This is a genomic window from Falsiruegeria litorea R37 (genome assembly GCF_900172225.1).
GTDB lineage: Bacteria > Pseudomonadota > Alphaproteobacteria > Rhodobacterales > Rhodobacteraceae > Falsiruegeria > Falsiruegeria litorea.
This window is the reverse complement of sequence record NZ_FWFO01000004.1, coordinates 180479-202680: the sequence shown is the minus strand read 5'-3', so window position 1 is coordinate 202680 and position 22202 is coordinate 180479. Positions and strand designations below refer to the sequence as shown.

Below are 22202 nucleotides of genomic sequence, written 5' to 3'. Positions count from 1 at the left end.
AAAACCCATCTGCGGCAAAAGGCGTTGCTCATGATCGCGACCTGACATAATTTTACGTTGTCAGCCACACGGTTGGCCACAGATAGGGCAGGCAGAACACTCATGAACCAGATCCGCATCGCAACAATCGGTGTATCCGCTTTGACCGTGACCACAGCCGTTTGGGCGCAGGACTCGCAGGTTCTGACCACCCAAGATGCCATCGGCGGCGTGTACGAGGGCACCTTTCGCGGCGGGTTGCAGCATGGCAGCGGCACCTATCGTCTGCCCAATGGATATGAATACACCGGCCAATGGGTCGATGGAGAGATCAAGGGCAGCGGTGTTGCACGCTTCCCCAACGGTTCGGTCTATGAAGGTGAGTTTTCCAAGGGCAAACCCGAGGGCCTGGGCCTTATCACCTTCTCGGACGGCGGCACCTATGAGGGTGAATGGAAAGACGGTGTGATCAATGGCCAAGGCGTCGCCGTCTACGCCAATGGCGTGCGCTACGAGGGCAGCTTTCTGAACGCGCAGCACCACGGCAAGGGCGTGATGCAAAGCCCCGGCGGCTATATCTATGACGGCGATTGGGTCGAAGGGCAAAAGCAAGGGATCGGCAAGGTCACCTATCCCGATGGCGGTACGTATGAGGGCGAGATTCTGAATGGCCAGCGGCATGGCCAAGGCACGCTGACGCTGTCTGATGGGCTAGTCTATGTGGGTCTTTGGGCGGACGGGCAGATCAGTGGCCAAGGCAAACTGACCCAACCCAACGGCGATGTCTACGAGGGTGATCTGGTCGCCGGGCGTCGCGAAGGCAACGGCAAGGTCATCTACGCCAACGGAGACGTCTACGAAGGCCAGTTTGCCGACGACCGCCGCGAAGGGACCGGAACCTTCACCGGCACAGATGGCTATGTCTACACCGGCAATTGGGTGGCCGGACAGATCGAGGGCCAGGGCCGCGTGACCTATCCTGATGGATCAATGTACGAAGGCAACTTCCGCGCAGATCTGGCCGACGGGATAGGCAAGATCACATACACCAATGGCTCGACTTACGAAGGGGATTGGGTCGCAGGCGTGATCGAGGGCACAGGCACCGCAACCTATGCAAATGGCATCGTCTACAAAGGCGAATTCAAGAACGCCAAAAACGATGGCAAGGGCGTCATGACCTATGCCGACGGCTATCGCTATGACGGCGATTGGAAAGACGGGGTGCGCCACGGCCAAGGCACCGCAACCTACCCCGATGGTTCGGTCTATACCGGGCAGTTCTTCAACGGACAGCGCGAAGGCACCGGCGAAATCGTGATGGCCAGCGGCTTCAAGTATGAAGGGGCCTGGTCCGGCGGCAAGATCAGCGGCTATGGCGTCGCGACCTATGTTACTGGCGACGTGTACGAGGGCAATTTTCTGAACGGCAAACGCCAGGGCAAGGGCATCATGCGCTATGCCAGCGGGCAAGAGAAGCAGGGCGACTGGGAAAACGGCGTAATCAAAACCGACGGCGCCTCGGACGGGTGACCCTCAAGCGAGGCTGAGACGCAGTAGACGCCCACGCAGCGTCAACACCGCCACAAACACCAACACCAGCAGCGCCGTTGTCAGGATGGTGGTATCCAGTCCGATCAGATCGACGGATGCCCCCATAGCAAACGTGCCCAAAGTGGCCAGCCCCCAGAAGGCCGTCTGCTCGACCGAGATCAGAACACCGCGCGCCCTGGACGGGCAATTGTGGATGTATTTGCCATAGACCATCGCCTTGCCAACCTTGACACTGCCAAGAACCATCACGACGAGGCACAGAGCTGCAAAACTGCCCACCAGCGTCAGCGTGGTCAGCATCACGGCATACCCGCCCCACACCACCAGCGAAACCAAACCTGGCTTCAGAATGCGCCTGGAATAGCGGCCCGCCATGGCGGTGGCCGAGATTGCCCCGATCCAACTGGCGATGTTCACCAGCGCAATCAGATCACCATATTCGGGAAAGCGCTCCCGCAGGGTCAGCGGCCACAGGATGTAGCCTGTTGGCACGATCAGCAGCCCCAACATGGCGCTGGACAGCAGGATGTCAAAGTTCTCGGGGCATGCGCGATAATGCTGCCAGACCCGCGACCAAGGTGGCCCCTCTCCCGCGGCATGGACCTGCAGTTGTTCGCTGTTTTGACGCAGATGTTTGCGCAGGAAAGCGACGCTCAGCAGCATCAGAACACCGTTGACGACAAAGCCTCCAAACGCTGCCAGCATTGGCAGTAGCAATCCGGTGATCGTGCCGCTCAGCTTTGCCAGGTTGTGGGCTGTCGCCGCCAGCACCCCGTTTTCATATGCCGTGCCGGGACCCGCTTCGGGGATGAAAGTGTCGATGGCCGGGTTGGACACGGCACTGACCACACCTGCAGCCAGGCAATAGACGAAGAACAGAACCGGCACGAACCCCATCGCATGATCCAGCACCCCGTACCCGAACAGCAGCAGGCCAAACAGGGTGGTCGAGCCCACATAACTAACCCCGGCACCGATGCGATCCGTCAGCATCCCGCCTGCGATGGTGAACACCAGAAAAGGCGACAGGACCAAGGCCTGGTAGAAGCCGATCTCGCTGGCCGACAACCCGGCGTGAAAGGTCATATACCAGGTGAACAGAACCGTCTGCAGTCCTTCACCCCAGTGCCAGAACCCATAGGCTCGAAAGAATGGCCTGCGGAACATGACACCTCCTTTATCTGAATTCTTGGATGCGATATGATTCCTTATCATAATTTGTGACATAAAATTTAGATGAGTCAATGACGGACACCTCGCCTCGCCAAACCACACCGATCATCGGCGCCCGCATGCGCGAGCTGCGCAAGGCGCGCGGCATGACCCTGAAACAGCTGGCAGGTGAAACCGCCCTGTCGGTCGGCTACCTCAGTCAACTGGAGCGCCAGGATGCTGACCCTTCGATCCGAGCGCTCAACGTGATTGGCAAGGCGCTTGGGGTCGGGATCAACTGGTTCTTTCCCGACCCCGAAACCGAAGCCGACCCCGAAGCTGACCTGATTGTCCGCGCAAACCGCCGCCGGGCCTTGCGGTTTTCATCAGGGTTGAAGGACGAACTGCTCAGCCCGTCGCTGGCCGGGCAGTTGGAGTTGGTGCTGACGACATTCGAACCAGGCGCAAGTTCCGGCGAAGAACTGTTTTCCCACAAAGGCGAAGAGGCGGGTTATGTCGCCGAAGGCCAGTTGGAGGTGACGGTGGACGATCAAACCTATCTGTTGGGGCCCGGCGACACGATCCAGTTCGCCTCGACCCGCTCACATCGCTATCACAACCCCGGCCCGGACAGAACGGTTCTGGTCTGGGCGGTCACACCGCCGCACTACTAGGGTCAGACCACCTCGCCCGCGGACATCCGGCCCAGAAACTGTTCGGCCTCGGCGAGGATCAGCGCGCGTTTGTCCGGATCCATCCGCCCCCACGTGCGATACATGTTGCCCATGCGAGGATTGGTTTCAAAGCGCAGCTTGTGCCGATCCAGAAAGTGCCAATACAGCAGGTTGAACGGGCAAGCATCGTTGCCTGTTTTTGCCGCAACGGAATAAGCGCAGCTTTTGCAATAATCCGACATCCGATTGATGTAGGCCCCGCTCGAGATGTAAGGCTTGGATCCGACCACCCCGCCATCGGCAAACTGGCTCATGCCTACGGTGTTCGGCGCTTCGACCCATTCGAACGCATCCGCATAGACCGCCAGATACCATTCATGCACCTCTTCCGGGTCGATCCCGGCCAAAAGCGCGAAGTTGCCTGTCACCATCAGCCGTTGGATGTGGTGGGCATAAGCTTCTTCTCGTGTCTGTTCGACCGCCTGAGACAGGCAGCTCATCCGCGTCTCGGCCCCCCAATAGAGTGCAGGCAAGGCCCGATCGTGCCCCAAAGCGTTGCGTGTCACGTAGTCCGGGCCTTGCAGGAAATAGATCCCGCGCACGAATTCGCGCCACCCGATGATCTGTCGGATGAACCCTTCGGCGGCGTTGATCGGCACAGCGCCGTCCCGCCAGGCGGCTTCGACCCGCTGGCAGACGGTAAGAGGGTCCAACAGCCCGATGTTGAGGTAAGATGAAATCACAGCGTGATAAAGGAACTGCTGCCCGCTGACCATTGCGTCCTGATAATCACCAAAGTTCGGCAAGGCATGGGTGATGAAATGATCCAGCGCCATTTCGGCCTGCTGGGCATCCGTCGCAAACCAAAAGGGGCGCAGATTGCCGAAATTTTCCCCGAACCGCGCTTCGACCAGATCAAGAACCTCTTGCGTTACCTGATCTGGCGGGAACTGCGGCGGCTCGGGCGGGTTCAAACCCTTGGGCGGCGCTTTGCGATTGTCGACATCATAGTTCCACTTCCCGCCTGCGGGCTGATCCCCATCCATCATCAGGTCCGTCTTGCGCCGCATCTCGCGATAGAAATACTCCATCCGCAGCTGCTTGCGCCCTGACGCCCAGGCTTCGAAGTCGGCGCGGCTTGCAACAAACCGGTCATCCGCCAGGAAATGAACCTCCAACGGGGACGCACGCAGGGCCTTGATCAAGCGCCATTCGCCCGGTGTTGTCACCAGCACGTCACTGGCGCCGGCCTCTTGGGCACGGCGCAGTAATTCACCGGGGATCGAGCCTTCGTTTTCAGGATCATCCAACCGGGTATAGGCCACGGTCCAACCCTCATCCGCCAACCGCGCCGCGAATTTGCGCATGGCTGTCAAAACCAGGGCGATCTTCTTCGGGTGATGAGGCACATATTCAGCTTCAACCGTGACCTCAGCCATCACCACAATGTCGCGGTCCTTGTCCGCGTGCGTCAGTGCTGCGAGGACGGGAGACAATTGATCTCCCAGCACCAGAACCATCCGCGTCACCAAGGCACCGCCTTGCCCGCCCAATCAAAGAACTGGCCTGTATGCTCGGGCGTCAACCCCTCTATCACATTAATCAGGTTGGCTGCGGCCTCTGCCGGGGGAACCGAGGGGTGACGGCCAAGGTACTTTTCAGTAAACGCAGTCGCCACAGTGCCTGGATGCAGGGAAACACAGATCGACTGTTTGTGAGTGCGCGCAAGTTCAATCGCCGTGGTGCGCACGATCTGGTTCACTGCCGCCTTGGCCGCGCGATAGCTGACCCAACCGCCCAGGCGATTGTCGCCAATCGACCCCACCCGCGCCGACAACACCGCCACCACCGCGCGCCTATCGCGCGATAATAGTCGTGCGGCGTGGCGCAAAACCAACGCAGGCCCCACGGCGTTGACCGCAAACTGATCCACCATCGCCTGCGCGGTGATGGATTTGATCGACTTCTCAGGCGCCGCGCCCGCAACCTCCAACGCGCCCGAGGTCACCAGGATGGCATCAAATGGCCCCTCGACCTGACCCAAAATCCGCTCCACCGCATCTGGGTTCGTCAAATTCAAACCATCGCCTGAGCGCGACAGCCCCTGAACTGCAACTCCACGCGCCGTCAGCTCAGCAACAACGGCCTGCCCGATCCCGCCAGAGGCTCCAATAATCAACGCTTTCTCCATGACGGCTCACCTAGCGGGGAAAAGCGCAACTTCAATCTTCTTCTTGGTCAGTTTTCGGAAACTGCGCCCCCTTTGAGGCACGCGCAACATTGGGGCATTTTGCTCTTTCCATTCCCAATTCGCCCTGTATAAACTTTCCCCATGATCAACCGCGCACATAATTCGACCCTGACCGCTGAATGCGGTGCGTCGCTGCGTGGCCTACTGATCCTAATCCGCCTCTGAGCGTGCCATCCGGCGCGCCCGCTCAGAGGAGGCAGCCTGCGCGCCACATGGCTTTAGGACAGATACGAGAGATACCAAAATGACCAATATTCCTGACCAAGATCGCGTCGTGATCTTTGACACCACGCTCCGTGACGGCGAACAAAGCCCCGGCGCGACCATGACCCATGCCGAAAAGCTCGAGATTGCGGGGCTGCTGGATGAGATGGGCGTCGACATCATCGAGGCGGGGTTCCCAATCGCCTCTGAGGGTGATTTCAAGGCCGTGTCCGAGATCGCGATGAATTCCAAGAACAGCCGCATCTGCGGTCTGGCGCGTGCAAATTACGCCGACATCGACCGCTGCTGGGAAGCGGTGAAACACGCGGAAAAGAACCGCATTCACACCTTCATCGGCACCTCGCCGCTGCACCGCGCCATCCCGAACCTGACCATGGATGAGATGGCTGACAAGATCCACGAGACTGTCACCCACGCCCGCAACCTGTGCGAAAACGTGCAATGGTCGCCGATGGACGCGACGCGGACGGAATGGGACTACCTCTGCCGTGTGGTCGAGATCGCGATCAAGGCCGGCGCCACCACGATCAACATCCCCGACACCGTGGGTTACACCGCCCCTGTTGAATCCGCCGATCTGATCCGCAACCTGATCGAGACGGTTCCTGGCGCAGATGAGGTGATTTTTGCCACTCACTGCCACAACGACCTTGGCATGGCGACCGCGAACTCTCTGGCTGCTGTTGCTGGTGGGGCGCGTCAGATCGAATGCACCATCAACGGTCTGGGCGAACGCGCAGGCAACACCGCGCTTGAAGAGGTCGTAATGGCCCTGAAAGTGCGCAACGACATCATGCCCTGGCACACGGGCATCGACACCAAAAAGCTCATGCACATTTCGCGCCGCGTCGCGACCGTTTCGGGCTTTCCGGTGCAGTTCAACAAGGCCATCGTCGGCAAGAACGCTTTTGCCCATGAATCCGGCATCCACCAGGATGGCATGCTCAAGAACAAGGAAACCTTCGAGATCATGCGCCCCGAGGATGTGGGCCTTGCGGGCACGTCGCTGCCGCTTGGCAAACACTCGGGCCGGGCCGCGCTGCGCGACAAGCTGGAAACCCTTGGGTTCGAGGTGGGCGACAACCAGCTCAAGGACATTTTTGTCCGCTTCAAGGAACTGGCCGACCGCAAGAAAGAAGTGTTTGACGACGATGTCGTCGCGCTGATGCGCTCGGGTGAGGATGCGGAAAACGATCACCTGCAACTGGTATCGATGAAGGTTGTCTGCGGCACTGGCGGTCCAGCCGAATCCACCGTCGAGATGGAGATCGACGGCAAGGACGTCAGTGCAACCGAACACGGTGACGGCCCAGTTGATGCAACGTTCAAGGCCGTTCGCACCCTCTATCCCAACACCGCGCGCCTGCAGCTGTATCAGGTGCACGCCGTGACGGCGGGCACCGACGCGCAGGCCACGGTAGCCGTGCGCCTGGAAGAGGACGGCGTAATCGCAACAGGCGAATCCGCCAACACCGACACTGTGGTCGCCAGCGCGCGCGCCTACATCAACGCGCTCAACCGGCTGATCGTGCGCCGCGAGAAATCCGGTCCGGGCGTGGATGCCCGCGAGATTTCGTACAAAGACGTGACCTGAGGCGGGACTGCCACGCAAACAAAAAGGGCGGCCCGCTTGAGCCGCCCTTTCTCATTGCAGGCTGACTTACTGCCAGTAATAGAACGTCAGGTCGACCTTGCCTGGTTCGACCAGCGAGTATTCGAACACCGGATCGCTATACAGGTCATTCGACCCCGAAATCGCATAGCCTTCGGTCGGCAAATAGGTCTCGTCATAGTTCAACTCATAGTCACCGTTTTCATCATGTATGGCGACAATGGCGTAGTAGCTGTTGTTGAGTTCAGGAAAGTCCAGCCGCTGTGGATAGGTGCTGGCAGGCACCTCCAGATAGCCGACGGCATTTTGGTAATCCATGTTGGCAAAGGGTTCGGCCCGGTCAAACACCATGACGATCAGGTTGCCCGTGTCATTGCGTGCGCCATGCAGGTTAACGGTCAGTCCTGCGTCCGAGGTCGCACCTGAAGTCGATACGGAAGCGTCCGGCAGATCAACCGAGAACCCGGCGGCGAGCCAGGCGCCGCCCACGAACAGGGCGGCCGTGGCCATGGCGGCGGTGATGCGTTGTACGTTGGATGGCATCTGTGCTGTCCTTGTGGCTTATTCTGCAGGCGAGGTGTCTTTGCGGTCTTTGGGCTGCCAGCCGGGCGGGCCAAAGAACACACCCAACTTGTTCATCAACCCGGGCATCTTCCAAACATCCGCAGCCAGCCGCGTGAACCCGTGGAAGAAGGCCACGAAGGGGTTGATCGAGTCGATCGGTGTCACCAGGCCGTAGACCACCTCTTCTTCTTCTTCCTCAAAGGTGCCAAACATGCGGTCCCAAATGATGAAGATCCCAGCATAGTTCTTGTCCAGGTATTTGCGGTTCGACCCGTGGTGCACGCGGTGGTGCGACGGCGTGTTCATAATCAGCTCAATCGGTTTCCACAGCTTGCCGATGACCTCGGTGTGCAACGCGGTCTGATACAGCTGCACCAGCAGTTCAACAACCAGGATCAAGATCGGGTTGAAACCCAACAAAACCAGCGGCAGGTGGAAGAACAGCGGCCAGAACCCATCGAGTGGACCATGACGGTAGGCGACCGAGATGTTGAAGAATGGAGAGCTGTGATGAACCGAATGCGTGGCCCAAAGGAAGTTGATCCGATGTAGAATCCGGTGCTCCCAGTAGTAGGCAAGATCAGCCAGAACCAGCGCAATCAGGAACGAAGCCCAGGTCGTGGGGATTTCAAACACGGCAAACTGCGCCGCATAAAAATAGGCGCCAACATAAAAGGCGGCCATGCCCAAAAAGGTGATGCCGATGAAGAAGGCCAACGTGATAAAATTGGTGACCGTATCACCAACCATTTCCCAGTTCAGCCTTTTTACAACTGCATAGCGGATCAGCTCGAATACCAAGAAGGCCAAGGCAAAGACGAGAAACCATTCATCGATCAGAGTTTCCCAATGGGTCAGCTGAAAATCGCTGATGTATTGGCTTAGGAATTCCATGGAGTGCCTCGTTCGTGTGGGGAGAGGTTTGCTGTCATATCTGACAACTTAATTAGTGAACGCTACCTCTTTTGCAATACCAAAGATGAAGGAACTTGTAAAAAACGCTTGATCACACCCACGTTTTCAGGGGTTTTTGCCTCGGCCGGTTGACAGCAAAGCCCCTGATTTGAACACAACGTAGCGAAACGGGCTTGGAATTGGCGGAAACGCGCTGTTTCCGATGATTCTGCACTTTCACCCTCACCTTGGGACGCCTATAAGATCATCGTCTCGCACTGTCAGAGTCGCGGGACCAATCGGCAGCTCTCAGCAGGATCACACGTATATGTCAGTGTTTGGAAATCTCGGCGGCTTGTTCACATCGGACATGGCCATTGACCTCGGCACGGCAAACACACTGGTCTATGTCAAAGGGCGCGGTGTCATCCTGTCGGAACCGTCCGTGGTGGCCTATCACGTCAAGGATGGCGTGAAAAAGGTGCTGGCCGTAGGCGAAGACGCCAAGCTGATGCTGGGCCGGACACCGGGCAGTATCGAGGCGATTCGCCCCATGCGCGAAGGTGTGATCGCGGACTTCGACACCGCCGAAGAAATGATCAAGCACTTCATCCGCAAGGTTCACAAGCGCTCGACCTTTTCCAAACCCAAGATCATCGTCTGCGTGCCCCACGGGGCAACCCCTGTTGAAAAACGCGCGATCCGTCAGTCGGTTCTGTCGGCGGGTGCGCGTCGCGCGGGCCTGATCTCGGAACCGATCGCTGCGGCCATTGGCGCGGGCATGCCAATCACCGACCCGACCGGCAACATGGTTGTCGACATCGGCGGCGGCACCACCGAGGTTGCCGTTCTGTCGCTGGGTGACATCGTGTACGCCCGTTCGGTCCGCGTAGGTGGCGACCGCATGGACGAGGCGATCATCAGCTATCTGCGCCGCCAGCAGAACCTGTTTGTGGGCGAAGCCACGGCCGAGCGCATCAAGACATCCATCGGCACCGCCCGCATGCCCGACGACGGGCGCGGTCAGTCGATGCACATCCGGGGGCGCGACCTTCTGAATGGCGTGCCCAAGGAAATCGAAATCAGCCAGGCCCAGGTTGCCGAAGCCTTGGCTGAGCCGGTGCAGCAGATCTGTGAAGCGGTGATGACCGCGCTTGAGACGACGCCGCCCGATCTGGCCGCCGATATCGTCGACCGTGGCGTCATGCTGACCGGTGGTGGTGCGCTGCTGGGTGATCTGGATCTTGCCCTGCGCGAGCAGACCGGCCTGGCCGTGTCGATCGCTGACGAAAGCTTGAACTGCGTGGCCCTGGGCACCGGCAAGGCGCTGGAGTACGAAAAGCAACTGCGCCACGCGATTGACTACGACAGCTAAGGGGCGCACCCTTTAGGGCACAGTATGGTGCATCGGCCCTAGTTCAGGACCAAACGCGCGCCGAAAGGGAGTCTCGTGGCCAAGGACCGTTCACAGCGCGAAGACTACACTGCCCCACTGCGCAGGCTGCTGCTTGGGGCTTTGTTGTTGTGTTTGCTGGGAATTTTTCTTGTATGGCGGATCGACAGCCCCCGCGTTGAACGGTTCCGTGCGCAGGTGACGGACAAGGTCGTGCCGTCAATGGAATGGGCCATGGTGCCGGTGACGGCCACGATCAACTTGTTCCGCGACTTTCAGAGCTATCAACGCCTGAGCGAGCAGAACCGCGAATTGCGCAGCGAGCTGCGCCAGATGCGTGCCTGGAAAGAGGCCGCGCTGCAGTTGGAGCAGGAAAACGCCCGCCTGCTGGACCTCAACAACGTGCGCCTTGATCCGCAACTGACCTATGTGACCGGCGTTGTGATGGCTGACAGCGGCTCTCCCTTCCGTCAATCCGTACTACTCAATGTGGGCGCCCGCGATGGCATTGTCGACGGTTGGGCTGCGATGGATGGCATCGGGCTAGTTGGGCGAATTTCCGGCGTGGGTCAAAATACTGCGCGAGTCATCCTGCTGACCGACGCGGCCAGTTCAATTCCTGCAGCGATCCAGCCTTCGGGTCAGACCGCTCTGATTGCCGGTGACAACACAGCGGCTCCGGTGCTGGATTTCCTGGAAAACCGCGAATTGGTCCGCCCCGGTGATCGTGTCATCACATCCGGAGATGGTGGAGTGTTCCCGGCCGGGTTGCTGATTGGCCAGGTCGCCCAAGACCCCTCGGGCCGGTTGCGGGTGCGCTTGTCCGCTGACTACGAGCGCCTGGAGTTCCTGCGTGTCATCAGGCATTTGGGCAACGAAAACATTAAAACACCTGGTGACATCGTCACCACAGACCCAATTGACGACACCACCCAAATCACCGAGGGCGAGGAGGCAGTTGATGGATAGCCTGTCGACCTCACGCATTTGGACCATGCGCCTGATGTATGTGGGGCTGGCGCTTCTGATCCTGTTTTTCCACCTGTTGCCACTTGATACATTGCCCAGTCGGTGGGCCCCGCCTGATCTGCTGATCGCCTTCACCTTTGCCTGGTCTCTGAGGCGTCCGGATTTTGTACCGGTTCTGCTGATCGCCTGCGTCATGTTGATCGCAGATTTCATGCTTCAACGGCCGCCCGGCTTGCTGTCCGCTTTCGTTGTCGCAGGATCAGCCTATCTGCGCAATTGGTCTGCCGGTCTGAGTGACGCGAGTTTTCTGGGCGAATGGGCCTCGGTCGGGTTGGTGTTGGTTTCGATCATGGTGCTGAACCGAATGATCCTGGGCCTTACAGCAGTTGTGCAAGCCCCGCTGTGGTTGGTGTTGATCCAGCTTGTCCTGACAATCGCGATCTATCCGTTGGTCGCGTTCATCAGCCAAAGCCTCTTTGGTGTGCGCAAACTGACCCCGGCGGATGTCGACATTCTAGGAGGCCGGTCATGAAACGCCCCCCCCGCGACGTCGAAGGCACCCATCGTAAACTGACACGCCGTGCGCTGCTGCTTGGGGGCATGCAGGCCGCATTCATTGGCGGGCTGGCAATGCGGATGCGATACATGCAGGTCGATCAGGCCGATCAGTTTCGGCTGCTTGCAGAAGAAAACCGCGTCAATATCCGCCTTATCCCACCCACGCGCGGCGAAGTTTTTGACCGAAACGGCGCCATCCTGGGTCAGAACATCCCGCTGTACCGCATTATCATCGTGCGCGAGGATGCGGGCGATGTGGACAAGGTGATCAGCGACCTGTCCAAATTGGTCTCCCTTGACCCCGAAGAAGTTGAACGCGCTCGCGCCGAAATGCGCCGCTCGCCCCCCTTCTTGCCAGTGACCCTGGCCGAGCGTGTTACCTGGGCCGACATCTCAAAAGTTGCGGTCAACGCCCCCGCCCTGCCTGGTATCACCCCCGAGGTCGGCCTGACCCGCGTCTACCCCCAAGGCCCTGATTTTGCGCATGTCCTGGGTTATGTCGGCCCGGTCAGCGACTATGACCTCAGCCAGATCGAAGACCCCGAACCAGTGCTGCGTATTCCGCGTTTTCAAATCGGTAAGGTTGGGGTCGAAGCCAAGCGCGAGCGCCAATTGCGCGGAAAAGCTGGCGCCAAGCGAGTTGAGGTCAACGCCACCGGCCGCGTCATGCGCGAGCTTGACCGGCGTGAGGGACAGCAGGGCTCAGACCTGCAATTGTCGGTCGATGCAGATCTGCAGGAATACGTGCAAGCCCGCCTGGGCAACGAAAGTGCCAGTGCTGTTGTCGTCGACTGCGAAACAGGCGATCTGCGAGCGATCTCATCCGCGCCCTCGTTTGATCCCAACCTCTTTGTGCGCGGTATCTCGGTCGCCGACTATCGGTCGCTGACCGAAGACAAATACCGCCCCCTTGCCAACAAAACAGTCCAAGGCACCTACCCGCCCGGCTCGACCTTTAAGATGATCACGGCTCTGGCCGCGCTTGAAGCCGGGATCGTCGGCCCAGACGACACCGTGTTCTGCCCCGGCTATCTGGAGGTCAGCAGCCGCAAATTCCACTGTTGGAAGCGTGGCGGCCACGGGCATGTGGACCTACTCAATTCACTCAAGCGCAGCTGTGATGTCTACTACTACGACGTGGCGCTAAAGGTCGGGATCGACCGGATTTCCGCAATGGCCAAGAAGTTCGGCCTGGGCGTGCGCCACGATCTGCCGATGTCTGCCGTGGCCAGCGGACTCGCCCCCAATCGCGACTGGAAATCGCGAGTGCATGGCCAGGATTGGCTGGTAGGGGACACCGCCAACGCCTCGATTGGGCAAGGCTATATGCTGGCTTCTCCGTTGCAGTTGGCGATAATGACGGCGCGGCTTGCCACCGGGCGCAGCGTAACGCCCCGGTTGGTCAAATCCATCGATGGTGTTGAACAGGCAAGCGGTGCGGGCGAAACGATCGACGTCAACGAAAACAACCTACGTAAGCTGCGTCGCGCCATGTTCTCGGTTAGCAACGACCGGCGCGGTACGGCCTATGGCAGCCGGATCATCGACGATGCCTTCCGCCTGGCAGGCAAGACAGGCACCAGCCAGGTCCGAAACATCACTGCGGCCGAACGCGCAGCCGGTGTGATCCGCAACGCCGATCTCCCGTGGGAGCGTCGCGACCACGCACTGTTTGTCTGCTTCGCCCCCTACGACAACCCCAAGTACGCCGTATCCGTTGTCGTCGAGCATGGCGGCGGCGGTTCAAAGGCTGCCGCACCGGTTGCGCGGGACATCATGTTACAGGCGCTTTTTGGAGGAACACCGCCGCTTGAGGCCTATCCCCGCAAAGACCGAGGCCGCATAGAAGCCCAACAAGAGCGGATGAAACGCGAGCGCCGACCCCGCGCCCGGACCGACGGAAAGGACCGCGCATGAGTTATCTCGAATACACGGTCAAATCCACGCCGACCGGTCTGCGCAAGGTGTTCTACATGAACTGGGCGCTGACTGTGCTCTTGGTCAGCGTGGCCGGAGTCGGGTTTCTAATGCTCTATTCGGTTGCGGGCGGGTCGTTCACCCCTTGGGCCGAACCGCAGATGAAACGCTTTGCACTTGGCCTTGCTGCTATGATGTTTGTGGCCATGGTCCCCATCTGGTTTTGGCGCAACATGGCTGTAGTGGCCTATCTGATCTCGATAATCCTGTTGATTGCGGTCGAGTTCTTCGGTGCGGTTGGCATGGGCGCGCAACGTTGGATCGACGTCGGTTTCATGCGCCTGCAACCCTCGGAATTGATGAAGATCACGTTGGTCATGCTGCTTGCGGCCTATTATGATTGGTTGCCCGGCAACAAGACCTCGCGCCCGTTTTGGGTGCTGGTGCCGGTGGTGATGATCCTGTTTCCGACGTTTCTGGTGCTGCGCCAGCCCGATCTGGGCACTTCGATCCTGTTGATGACCGCAGGCGGCGGGCTCATGTTTCTGGCGGGCGTGCATTGGGCCTATTTTGCCGCCGTGATTGCCGCCGGTGTTGGTCTTGTCACGGCCGTGTTCCAAAGCCGTGGCACCGAATGGCAGTTGCTCAAGAACTATCAATACCGCCGAATTGACACGTTTCTCGACCCGTCTTCGGATCCGCTTGGCGCTGGCTATCACATCACCCAATCCAAAATCGCACTTGGCTCGGGCGGCTGGACCGGACGTGGTTTCATGCAAGGCACACAATCGCGCCTGAATTTTCTGCCCGAAAAACACACCGATTTCATTTTCACCACGCTAGCGGAAGAGTTCGGATTTGTGGGCGGTTTTTCCCTGCTGGGCCTCTATACCCTGATCATCGTTTTCTGCATTTCGACCGCGCTTGCCACAAAGGACCGGTTTTCGTCGCTGGTCACCCTGGGTATCTCGATCAACTTCTTCCTGTTCTTTGCCGTGAACATGTCGATGGTCATGGGGCTGGCACCGGTTGTCGGCGTGCCGCTGCCCATGGTCAGCTATGGCGGGTCAGCCATGCTGGTGCTGATGGTGGCATTCGGACTGGTACAAAGCGCGCATATCCATCGACCTCGTCTGGGATCCTGACATCATGACAACCAACATCCTGTTTGCCGCCAAGGCAGAACGCTGGACGACCTATGAACAGCCGTTGACCAAGGCCCTGACAGAGGCAGGGATCGCGTTCGATCTGCGAACCGAGTTCGCCCCCGATCAGGTCGATTACATCGTCTATGCCCCCAACAGCGATGTACAGGACTTCTCGCCCTACACCCGCCTACGGGCCGTGCTGAACCTGTGGGCGGGGGTCGAGGATGTGGTCGGCAACACGACCCTGACCGTACCGCTGACACGCATGGTGGATCATGGGCTGACGCAGGGCATGATCGAATGGGTGATGGGACACACGCTGCGCTATCACCTCGGGATAGACGGGCATATGAACGGCCAGGACGGCATGTGGCGCAACGTGGCGCCTCCGCTGGCTCAAGATCGCAAGGTGACCGTTTTGGGCTTGGGCGCGTTGGGAGCAGCTGTTGCGCAAGCGTTGGCAGGGCTGGGGTTTGACGTCAGCGGTTGGAGCCGGTCAGCCAAGGATATCGACGGCATTCTCTGTCTGCACGGCACAGAGGGGCTGCGTTCTGCTCTATCAGAGGCTGAAATCGTCGTTCTGTTGCTGCCAAACACGCCCGCGACCGCAAATACGTTGAACGCCCAAACGCTGGCACAGCTACCGAGTGGCGCCTGCATCATAAACCCCGGCCGAGGGCCATTGATCGATGACGACGCTCTGCTCGCGGCCTTGGACAGCGGCCAGATCGCCCATGCGACCCTGGATGTGTTCCGCATCGAACCCCTGCCCGCCGAGCACCCCTATTGGGCGCACCCTCAGGTGACAGTGACGCCCCATATCGCATCCGAGACCCGTGCCAGCACCGCCAGCCAGGTCATCGCGGAAAACATCCGCCGCGACCTGAACGGCGAGCCTTTGTTGCATATCGTGGATCGGTTCCTCGGGTACTGACCCATCGGATCAGCTTCGGGGGTACTCCCGCCCGTCGTCCATGTTTCTGGCGAAACATCTCCTCCCGTTGGGCCAGGCTCACGCGGGCTTTGCCCGCGTGAGCCTGGCCCCCTGCCGTCCGCAGGACGCAAGGCCGATAGGCCGCGCAGTTAGGCAGCGATGAGCCCGCGTCCTTTGAGCAGTGCCTCAACCCCGGGCAGCTTGCCCCGGAACGCCAGGTAGAGCTCTTCGGCTTCACGCGAACCGCCAGTGGACAGGATGTGCGTCTCAAGCGCGTTGGCTCGTTCCTCGTCGAATGCTCCCCCTGCCTCTTCAAAGGCAGCAAAGGCATCCGCATCCATTACTTCGGACCACATGTAGCTGTAATAAGCCGAGCTATACCCGTCGCCTGCAAAGACGTGGGCAAACTGCGGGGTCGCGTGGCGCATGCCGATGGCGTGGGGCATGCCGATCTGTTCCAGAACCTCGGCCTGTTTTGCCATCGGATCAACGGGGGCTGAACCGTCGTGGAACTCCAGATCCACCAATGCCGACGCGACATATTCCACCGTCTGGAACCCCATGTCGAAGTTCGCAGCCTTGAGCACCTTTTCCAGCATCTCTTTCGGCATCGGAGCACCAGTTTCAGCGTGTGTGGCAAACTCGGCCAGAACCTCGGGCACCTCGAGCCAGTGTTCATAGAGCTGGCTGGGCAGTTCGACAAAGTCGCGTGCCACGGACGTACCTGAGATGCTCTCATAAGTCACATTCGACAGCATCTGGTGCAAGGCATGGCCGAATTCATGAAACAGCGTGCGTGCGTCATCATAGGACAAGAGCGCCGGATCGCCCTTGGCGAAGTTGCAGACGTTGATCACGATCGGTGCCTGCTCCTTTGGGAATTTGGCCTGGGCGCGCATGGCGCTGCACCAGGCGCCCGAACGTTTCGAACCGCGGGCGAAATAGTCACCGATGAACACCGCGACATGCTTGCCATTTCGGGTCACCTCCCATGCGCGGCAGTCTTCGTGGTAGAGCGGGATGTCGAGCGGGGCAAAGTCCAAGCCAAACAAGCGGTTTGCGCAAGAAAAAGACGCCTCGATCATGCGGTCGAGCTGCAGATAGGGCTTGAGCTCGGCCTCATCCAGATCATGTTCGGCCTTGCGACGCTTTTCTGCGTAGTAGCGCCAATCCCAGGCTTCGAGCGGGCCGTTGATGCCGTCAGCCTGCATCATCTGGGTCATGGTTTCCGAGTCCGCATCCGCCTGTGCCTTGGCCGGTTCCCAGACCTGCATCAACAACTCGCGCACCCGTTCGGGCGTGCGCGCCATTTCGGTTTCCAGCTTGTAGGTGGCGAAGTTGTCATAGCCCAATAGATGCGCGCGTTCCTCACGCAGTTTCAGCGTCTCGGCCGCAATCTCGCGATTGTCCGTCTCGCCACCGTTGGCGCCGCGCGCGGCCCAGGCCTTATAGGCCCCTTCGCGCAAGTCGCGGCGGGGCGAGAATTGCAGGAAGGGCACGATGATCGAGCGGGACAGAGTCACAACAGGGCCATCGACGCCCTTCTCTGCCCCAGCGGCGCGGGCGGCTTCGACGACGAAGTCGGGCAGCCCCTCCAGATCACCTTCGGACAGTTTCATGAACCACTCGCGCTCATCCGCCAGCAGGTTCTGGGTGAAGGAAGTGCCAAGGGTGGCCAGACGGGCCTTAATTTCTTGCATGCGTGTGTCGTCCTCGCCCTCGAGCGCGGCACCGGCACGGACAAAGCTGCGGTGGGTCAACATCAGGACACGGGACTGTTCTGGTGTCAGGGTCAGGTCATCCTTGCGCGCCCAGAGATCAGCCACCCGGCGGAACAGCGCTTTGTTCGACGAAATCGCCGAGAAATGCGCCGCCAGCTTTGGCGAGAAATCTCGTTGCAACTCTTCGCGCTTGGGGTTGCTGTCGGCGCCCGCGACGGTGAAGAACACCGAAAGTACCTTGTCGAGCGCCTCGCCCGCCGCCTCCATCGCGCCGATGGTGTTGTCGAAATCAGGTGTTTCGGTGTTGTCGGCTATTGCATCGATCTCCCCAAGGTGGGCAGTCAGAGCTGTGTCCAGAGCCGGGGCAAAATCGTCGTCGCTGATGGCGTCAAAGGGCGCGATTTCAAATGGGGTTTGCCACTGGGCAAGGATCGGATTGGTCATGGGTGTCTCCTTTGCGCTCAAGCTAGGTGCGCGCTTGCAAATGGTCCAGAGGGCGTGTCGCGATTTGGCAATACGTGTCGAGAAGCCTCTTGCCCGGAGGACGGCGTCCGCCCACTGTGCCCCGAAACATGGGAGATGATCATGACGCAAAGAAACCGCCCCCTGGGGCCAATGACAAAAGCCATTCACGCGGGCGAAGGGCCGGATCCTGCGACGGGCGCCTCGGCACCGCCATTGCATATGTCATCGACCTTTGTCACCGATCAGGTGGCCGGGTTTTCCGCGCATGATCTGGAAAACGGTCCCGAGGGGTTTCTGTACGCCCGGTGGGACAATCCGACCGTTGCAATGCTGGAAAAGAAGATCGCGGCGATGCAGGGAACCGAGGCCTGTTTGTGCACGGCCTCTGGCATGGCGGCGGCAACTGCGATCTTTCTGACGTTCTTGTCGGCGGGTGACCATGTGGTGGTCTCGGATGTGTCCTATGCCGGGGTCGCGGAACTGGCGCGCGAGACCCTGCCGCGTCTGGGGATCGAGGTGAGCACGATCAACATGTCGGATCTGGAGGCGGTTGCGGCGGCAATTCGGCCAAACACCCGGCTCATCCATACGGAAACTCCGGTGAACCCAATCGGGCGACTGACGGATCTGGCGGCAGTGTCGAAGCTGGCGAAGGAAGCGGGCGCATTGCACAGCTGCGATGCAACCTTTGCCTCGCCTTTGGGCATGGACACGGTTGGTTTGGGCGTGGACCTGACAATGCATTCGATCACCAAATACATCGGCGGGCATGGCGATGCGGTTGGCGGAGCAGTTGCGGGGCGCGCAGATCTGATCGCCAAGATGCGGGCCGAGGCGTCGATCCATCACGGGGGCATCCTGTCGCCCTTCAATGCCTGGCTGATTGCGCGCGGAGCCTCAACCCTGCCCCTGCGGATGAGGGCGCATCAGGTCGGCGCACAGGCGGTGGCCGAGTGGTTGGAGAGCCATCCATCAGTTACACGCGTGATCTATCCGGGGTTGGCATCGCATCCGCAAGCGGCGTTGGCGGCGCAGCAGATGTCGAACACCTCGGGCATGATCTCGTTTCAAGTGGGTGATGCGGCAGCGGGTCAGAGGGTGGCACAACAAATGATCGACCGCCTGCAAGTGATCCACTATGCGGTGTCACTGGGTCATCACCGGTCGCTGATTTTCTGGATGGAGACAGCCGGCCTGATGGAGACGTCGTTCCGCCTGGAAGGTGCCCAGTTGGACGCGTATCGCGCCTATGCGGGGGACGGGATTTTCCGCTTGTCGGTCGGACTGGAAGACGCCGAGGATCTGATTGCCGATCTGGATGTGGCGTTGTCGTAGCCGGGGGTACTCCCGCCCCCGCGCATGCATCACAGATGCCCGCTGGCGGGGTTGGGCCGGGCCGCGCGCCTAGCGGCGCGCGGCGGTTGTGTTACGCCGCCTCTGTTCCGCAGATGGGGCAATCGGCGCGTTTGGACAGGGTGATCTTGCGACTTTCGCCGTAAAGCGCGTCATAAATCAGCATCTCACCTTTGAGCACCGCACCGGCCCGCGTGATCAGCTTGATCGCCTCGACCGCCATCATGGACCCGACCACGCCCGGCAGTGGGCCGATTACCCCGGCCTCAGAGCACGATGGTGCCAGCCCTGGGGGCGGCGCTTCGGGGAAGATGCATTGGTAGCAGGGACCTGTGTCAGCCGGGTGGAACACGCTCAGCTGCCCCTCCCATTGGGCCAAAGCGCCTGAAATCAGGGGTTTGCCCAGCTTTACCGCCGTTTCATTGGCCAGATAGCGGGTCTCGAAATTGTCGGTGCCATCGAGGATCAAATCATAGTCCGCAAAAAGCTCGGCCGCGATGTCGGCTGTCAGGCGTCGGTTGTAGGGGCGCACGGTGACGTTGGGGTTCTGCGCCTCCATCGCCATTTGGGCCGAGAACACCTTGGGCACACCAATGTCTGCATCGCGGTGGATCACTTGTCGTTGCAGGTTGGCGTTTTCAACCACGTCATCGTCGATCACACCGATGGTGCCGACACCAACCGCCGCCAGATATTGCAACGCAGGCGCGCCCAGGCCACCTGCCCCGATCACCAGAACACGGGCCTGTTTCAGGCGTTTCTGCCCCGGCCCACCCAATTCGCGCAAGACGATGTGGCGGGCATAGCGTTCAAGCTCGGTATCGGAAAAACTGCCTGTTGGTTTGGGTGGCTGCTTGGTTGCCTGGGGCGCACTCCGGGTCCGCAACGCCCGAAGGAAACGCGAGTATCCGAGGATCAGAGCAACGGCACCGGTCAGGATAAGCCACAGTGCCGGGGACTGCCCGGTGGCCTCACGCACCGGGTGGCCGTCTGGCAGTGCAAACTGCAGCAACAACACCAGCGCCAGCAACCCGCCCATGAGCGTCAGCCGCGCCTGACGGGATACTCCCATCACCATGCCGATGCCCCAGAGCATCGCGGCCATGCCCAGAACCAGAAGCATCAGCTGCGCCCGGTCGAGCCGAAGCCGCCAGTGCCGCGCTCGGTGTCACTCAGACCGTCCACAAGGTCGAATTGCGCCTGTAGAACAGGGGCCACGATCAGCTGTGCAATGCGCTCGCCATGCGTCACCTCGAACGGCTCGGTGCCCGCATTCAGCAAGATCACCCCAAGGGGCCCGCGATAGTCGCTGTCGATGGTCCCGGGCGTGTTGGGCAATGTGATGCCGTGTTTCAGCGCAAGGCCCGAGCGCGGACGCACCTGAACCTCGTACCCAGCCGGGATCTCAAGCCGCAGACCGGTGGGGATCAGCGCCCGTGCACCGGGGGCCAGGACCACACCGGTCCGGTCCGGGAAATTGGCACGCACGTCGGCACCCGCCGCCCCCGCTGTTTCATAGCTGGGCAGTGCGATCTGCGGATCGCTGTCTTCGTCTCTGATGACCCGGATGGCTATCATCTGCTGGCCTCCTGCTTGCATGTTCTCTTAGCCCACCAGCTTTGCTGCGATCCGCTCGGCCAGTTGCGTAGCCACGTCGGATTTGCTCATGCGGGGCCATTCTTCGGCACCTGTGTCCGAGATCAGGATGACGGCGTTTTCAGCCCCGCCCATGATGCCGGTCGCCGGGCTGACGTCATTGGCGACGATCCAATCACAGCCCTTGCGCAGCCGCTTGGCGGTGGCGTTTTCGATCACATCGTTGGTTTCTGCGGCAAAGCCCACAACCAGCCCCGGTCTGCCCTGCTCCATCCGCGAGACGGTTTTCAGGATGTCGGGGTTTTCGGCAAATTCCAATACGGGCAAGCCATCCTTGCTTTTCTTCAGCTTCCGGTCCGAGGCACTGGCGACACGCCAATCAGCAACGGCAGCGGCGAAGACACCCGCATCCACAGGCAAAGCAGCCTGCACCGCGTCGGCCATTTCGCGGGCGCTTTGAACGGCCACAACCTCGACCCCATCAGGTGGGGGAACGTCAGCGGGACCCGTCACAAAGACCACATGAGCCCCCAAAGACGCCAATGCCCGAGCCACTGCCGTTCCTTGCGCGCCGGACGATCGATTGGCGATGTAGCGAACGGGATCAATGGGTTCGTGCGTCGGGCCGGATGTGACCAGGATACGTTTGCCTTGCAACGGACCGTCGGCAAAATGCGCCTCGACAGCGGCCACAATTTCAAGCGGTTCCGACATGCGGCCAGGACCGTATTCACCGCAAGCCATGTCGCCGTCGTTGGGACCAACAAATGCAATACCGTCAGCCGCCAGCGTGGCCCGGTTGCGCTGTGTTGCAGCATGCTCCCACATGCGAACGTTCATGGCTGGGGCCAGCAGAACGGGCGTGTCCGTGGCCATCAACAGGGTCGAGGCCAGATCATTGGCCAGACCCGACGCCATCTTGCCCATCAGATCAGCGGTCGCGGGTGCAACCACCACCAAATCGGCAGAGCGCGACAGTTGAATGTGGCCCATCTCGGCCTCGTCGGTCAGATCAAAGAGATCGCGGTAAACTTTGGTTCCGGCAAGGGCCGATACAGACAGCGGAGTCACAAACTCTTCGGCTGCCTTAGTCAGGACCGCCGTCACCTCGGCACCGCGTTCCCGCAGGCGGCGGATCAGGTCGAGGGACTTATAGGCCGCAATGCCACCTCCGATGATCAGAAGTATGCGCTTGGATGCCAGCATGGCTGCCCCCTTCCCGTTTCGGATGCCCCGTAATCAG

The 22202-nt window shown here is 60.2% G+C and carries 19 protein-coding genes; 10 read left to right on the top strand and 9 right to left on the bottom strand.

All coding sequences use genetic code 11. The features are described from left to right. The first annotated feature begins 102 nt into the window (after positions 1-102). A complete protein-coding gene (locus TRL7639_RS19090; protein WP_085797472.1) occupies positions 103-1512 on the top strand; it encodes an MORN repeat-containing protein in 1410 nt (469 codons plus the stop codon). A 3-nt stretch (positions 1513-1515) separates the two neighbouring features. On the opposite strand, the gene TRL7639_RS19085 is transcribed toward TRL7639_RS19090, so the two are convergent. Beyond that, entirely contained in the window at positions 1516-2700 is a 1185-nt protein-coding gene (locus TRL7639_RS19085; protein ID WP_085797471.1) for an MFS transporter, read from the bottom strand. 77 nt (positions 2701-2777) lie between these two features. Here TRL7639_RS19085 and TRL7639_RS19080 point away from each other — a divergent pair, with 77 nt between their 5' ends. Next, on the top strand, positions 2778-3359 hold the full coding sequence (locus TRL7639_RS19080) for a helix-turn-helix domain-containing protein (RefSeq protein ID WP_085797470.1): 582 nt from the start codon (positions 2778-2780) through the stop codon (positions 3357-3359). Between the two features lie 2 nt (positions 3360-3361). Here the strand turns inward: TRL7639_RS19080 and TRL7639_RS19075 are convergent, their stop codons facing one another. Both TRL7639_RS19075 and TRL7639_RS19070 read right to left on the bottom strand, forming a co-directional pair. Beyond that, positions 3362-4879 carry a cryptochrome/photolyase family protein gene (locus TRL7639_RS19075; protein ID WP_207559698.1) on the bottom strand — a complete coding sequence of 506 codons (1518 nt, stop codon included), beginning with the start codon at positions 4877-4879 and terminating at the stop codon, positions 3362-3364. Between the two features lie 5 nt (positions 4880-4884). Then, the gene (locus TRL7639_RS19070; RefSeq protein ID WP_085797469.1) at positions 4885-5550 is read right to left on the bottom strand and encodes an SDR family NAD(P)-dependent oxidoreductase; all 666 of its coding nucleotides are present in this window, start codon (positions 5548-5550) and stop codon (positions 4885-4887) included. Between the two features lie 304 nt (positions 5551-5854). Between TRL7639_RS19070 and TRL7639_RS19065 the strand changes: the two genes are divergently transcribed. Continuing rightward, the gene (locus tag TRL7639_RS19065; RefSeq protein WP_085797468.1) at positions 5855-7429 is read left to right on the top strand and encodes a 2-isopropylmalate synthase; all 1575 of its coding nucleotides are present in this window, start codon (positions 5855-5857) and stop codon (positions 7427-7429) included. Between the two features lie 66 nt (positions 7430-7495). Here the strand turns inward: TRL7639_RS19065 and TRL7639_RS19060 are convergent, their stop codons facing one another. Together TRL7639_RS19060 and TRL7639_RS19055 are read right to left on the bottom strand one after the other, a co-directional pair. Next, complete coding sequence (locus TRL7639_RS19060; RefSeq protein ID WP_085797467.1) at positions 7496-7990, bottom strand: DUF2141 domain-containing protein; 495 nt, start codon at positions 7988-7990, stop codon at positions 7496-7498. Positions 7991-8008: 18 nt separating this feature from the next. Then, the gene (locus TRL7639_RS19055; protein WP_085797466.1) at positions 8009-8905 is read right to left on the bottom strand and encodes a sterol desaturase family protein; all 897 of its coding nucleotides are present in this window, start codon (positions 8903-8905) and stop codon (positions 8009-8011) included. A 328-nt stretch (positions 8906-9233) separates the two neighbouring features. Here TRL7639_RS19055 and TRL7639_RS19050 point away from each other — a divergent pair, with 328 nt between their 5' ends. The 6 genes from TRL7639_RS19050 to TRL7639_RS19025 all read left to right on the top strand — a co-directional run bounded on the left by TRL7639_RS19050 (position 9234) and on the right by TRL7639_RS19025 (position 15824). Then, the gene (locus TRL7639_RS19050; protein ID WP_085797465.1) at positions 9234-10280 is read left to right on the top strand and encodes a rod shape-determining protein; all 1047 of its coding nucleotides are present in this window, start codon (positions 9234-9236) and stop codon (positions 10278-10280) included. Positions 10281-10355: 75 nt separating this feature from the next. Continuing rightward, entirely contained in the window at positions 10356-11267 is a 912-nt protein-coding gene (gene mreC, locus TRL7639_RS19045) for a rod shape-determining protein MreC (RefSeq protein WP_085797464.1), read from the top strand. Next, a complete protein-coding gene (locus TRL7639_RS19040; RefSeq protein WP_085797463.1) occupies positions 11260-11799 on the top strand; it encodes a rod shape-determining protein MreD in 540 nt (179 codons plus the stop codon). The genes mreC and TRL7639_RS19040 overlap by 8 nt, the downstream gene beginning before the upstream one ends. Then, positions 11796-13742: a penicillin-binding protein 2 gene (mrdA, locus tag TRL7639_RS19035; protein ID WP_085797462.1), complete on the top strand. Its 1947-nt coding sequence runs from the start codon at positions 11796-11798 to the stop codon at positions 13740-13742. Before TRL7639_RS19040 ends, mrdA begins: the two co-directional genes overlap by 4 nt. Then, a complete protein-coding gene (rodA, locus tag TRL7639_RS19030; protein WP_085797461.1) occupies positions 13739-14887 on the top strand; it encodes a rod shape-determining protein RodA in 1149 nt (382 codons plus the stop codon). Before mrdA ends, rodA begins: the two co-directional genes overlap by 4 nt. Before the next feature lie 4 nt (positions 14888-14891). Next, positions 14892-15824, top strand: coding sequence for a 2-hydroxyacid dehydrogenase (locus TRL7639_RS19025; protein WP_085797460.1), 933 nt, complete (start codon positions 14892-14894; stop codon positions 15822-15824). A gap of 149 nt (positions 15825-15973) precedes the next feature. Here TRL7639_RS19025 and TRL7639_RS19020 read toward each other — a convergent pair whose 3' ends face one another. Next, positions 15974-17989 (bottom strand): M3 family metallopeptidase, encoded by a 2016-nt coding sequence (locus tag TRL7639_RS19020; RefSeq protein WP_085797459.1) that lies wholly within the window; start codon positions 17987-17989, stop codon positions 15974-15976. Positions 17990-18130: 141 nt separating this feature from the next. On the opposite strand from TRL7639_RS19020, the gene TRL7639_RS19015 reads away from it, so the two are divergent. Then, positions 18131-19345, top strand: a complete 1215-nt coding sequence (locus tag TRL7639_RS19015) for a trans-sulfuration enzyme family protein (protein WP_085797621.1) — start codon at positions 18131-18133, stop codon at positions 19343-19345. Between the two features lie 91 nt (positions 19346-19436). On the opposite strand, the gene TRL7639_RS19010 is transcribed toward TRL7639_RS19015, so the two are convergent. Genes TRL7639_RS19010 through coaBC form a run of 3 tightly spaced genes read right to left on the bottom strand, consistent with a single transcriptional unit; the run spans position 19437 to position 22165 of the window. Continuing rightward, on the bottom strand, positions 19437-20486 hold the full coding sequence (locus tag TRL7639_RS19010; protein WP_085797458.1) for a HesA/MoeB/ThiF family protein: 1050 nt from the start codon (positions 20484-20486) through the stop codon (positions 19437-19439). Then, complete coding sequence (gene dut, locus TRL7639_RS19005) at positions 20486-20941, bottom strand: dUTP diphosphatase (RefSeq protein WP_085797620.1); 456 nt, start codon at positions 20939-20941, stop codon at positions 20486-20488. The genes TRL7639_RS19010 and dut overlap by 1 nt, the downstream gene beginning before the upstream one ends. Positions 20942-20968: 27 nt before the next feature. Then, the gene (gene coaBC, locus TRL7639_RS19000; RefSeq protein ID WP_085797457.1) at positions 20969-22165 is read right to left on the bottom strand and encodes a bifunctional phosphopantothenoylcysteine decarboxylase/phosphopantothenate--cysteine ligase CoaBC; all 1197 of its coding nucleotides are present in this window, start codon (positions 22163-22165) and stop codon (positions 20969-20971) included. Positions 22166-22202: the final 37 nt, after the last annotated feature.